This is a genomic window from Pseudomonas sp. GD03875 (genome assembly GCF_029840585.1).
GTDB lineage: Bacteria > Pseudomonadota > Gammaproteobacteria > Pseudomonadales > Pseudomonadaceae > Aquipseudomonas > Aquipseudomonas paralcaligenes.
Window position 1 is genome coordinate 1 of sequence record NZ_JAOCCV010000073.1, and the last position, 2,403, is coordinate 2,403.

The following is a 2,403-nucleotide window of genomic DNA, read 5'->3' on the forward strand; positions in this document are numbered from 1 at the left end:
CTGCTGTCCGGCCAGGGCTTCGTGCATTTTCGCCGCGACCCGGCCGGACGCTGGCGCCTGCACGCCAGCTTCGACCGCAACGGCTACCGCAGCGAATTCGGCTGGGGCGAACAGGGCGTGCTGTCGAGCGTGCGCGACAGCGCCGGGCGTAGCTACGCCCTGGTCTACCAGCGCCTGTTCGAGGCCCGTGAGAACGATCACGGCCTGCGCCTGCTCGGCGTGATCCTGGCCAACCCGGCCGGGCCGATCCCCGCCGGCTTCGACCCCGCCCACCCGGACAACGACTGGCTGGTGCGCTACGACTTCAGCGCCGAGGGCGACCTGAGCCAGGTGCGCAACCGCATCGGGGAGGTGGTGCGCACCTTCACCTGGCGCAACCATATGATGACCGGCCACGGCCAGCCCGGCGGCGTGGACATGCGCTACGAATGGGACCGCCACGACCCGCAGGGCAAAGTACTGCGCCAGATCGAGGCGGACGGCCTGACCCACACTTACCACTACCGCGACGACCACACCGAAGTCACCGACAACCTGGGCCGCAGCCAGCGCTACGCATTCACCGGCGAAGGCGGCCTGCGCCGCTGGAGCGCCCACGTGCGCGCCGATGGCAGCCGGGTCGAGTACGAACACGACCTGTTCGGCCGGCTGGTGGCAGTGAAGGACGCCCTGGGCCGGACAAGCCGGCGCTACCTGGACGGCGAGGGCCGCCCGCTGGAAACCCAAAGCCCCGGCGGCGCCTCGCAGCGCCATACCCTCGACCCCGAGACCGGCTGGCCGCTCGGCCTGCAGGACGCCGAGGGCCGACGCTGGACCCTGACCCGCGACGAGCGCGGCAACCTCACCCATATACTCGACCCACTGGGCGAACAGACCCGCTACGAATACACCCACCCCCAACTGCCCGACCGCCCCACCCGCATCATCGACGCCAAGGGCGGTGCCAAGACCCTGGCCTGGAACCGCTACGGCCAACTGGTCAGCTACACCGACTGCTCGGGCCACACCACCCACCACGAATACGATGACCAAGGCCGGCTCATCGCCAGCCGCGATCCCCTGGGCCAGCGAGTGGTTCGCCACTACGACCGCCTCAATAGACTTATCAGCCTGCGCCTGGCCGATGGCACGGGCGAGCACTACCGCTACGACCGCCTCGGCCGGCTGGTTAGCCTCACCGACGCCCAGGGCAAGACCACCCTGCTGGCCTGGGACCGCGCGGGCCGCCTGACCCGGCGGACCGACCCGGCCGGCCTGAGCCAGGCCTGCGAATACGACCTGGCCGGCCGGCTGATCGTCCTGACCAACGAAAACCAGTCCCGGACCCGCTTCGCCTACGACCTCCTGGACCGGCTGATCGAAGAACAGGGCTTCGACGGCCGCCGCCAGCGCTACCGCTACAACGCCGCCGGCGAACTGATCGAGCGCCAAGAGGCCGATGAACGCATCACCCGCTACGAACACGACCTCGACGGCCGCCTGCTGGCCCGCCACCTGCCGGCCACCGACCGGGTGGAGGCCTTCAGCGAACAGTTCCGCTGGAGCAGAGGCGGCCAACTGATCGGCGTGCATACCCCGGACAGCGACGTGCTGTTCGCCTACGACGAGGCCGGCCGCCTGGCCCTGGAAACCCAGCGCCACCGCGACGGCTGGGACTACAGCCTGGCCCACCGCTACGACGCCCTGGGCACTCGCCAGACCAGCCAGTACGGCGATGCGCCGCCAGTCAACTGGCTGACCTACGGCCCGGGCCACCTGCATGGCGTACTGGTCGACGGCCTGGAACTGGCCTTCGAGCGCGACGCCCTGCACCGCGAAGTCGGCCGCGACGCGCGCCTCAAGCACGGCACCGACATGCTGTTCAGCCAGACCCGCGCCTACGACGGCCTGGGCAGGCTGAGCGACAGCCAGCTCACGCCCCTGTCCGGCGACCCCTGGCGCCGCCACTACGACTACGACCCGCGCGGGCAACTGATCGGCATCGGCGACACCCTGCTGCCCGACATTGCCTACCGCTACGACGACAGCGGCCGACTGATTGGCAGCCAGCATGGTGAACACAATCAACGCTACCGCTTCGACCCGGCGGGCAACCGCCTGGAGCGGGACCCCACTCCCAAACCACATCAGGCGAGCGACTGGTCGCAGCTGGTCCACGCCAACCTGGACAACCCCGACTTCGACCTGCTGGGTGAAGGACAAGCCATCCCCATCGGCCCGCAGCACAGCTGGCCGAGCAACCGCATCACAGAACTGGACGGCACCCAGTACCGCTACGACCCGGCTGGCAACCTGATCGAACGCAAAAGCGAAGACGGCGATGTCTTGACCCTGGCCTACGACGGCGCCCACCGCCTCAGCCACCTACAGAGAAAAGACCCGAACGGCGAGACCCTGGAAGCC

The 2,403-nt window shown here is 69.2% G+C and carries 1 pseudogene; it reads left to right on the forward strand.

From position 1 onward, the window contains the following. Positions 1–2,403, forward strand: a pseudogene (locus N5D30_RS25990) (RHS repeat protein); the annotation flags it as partial.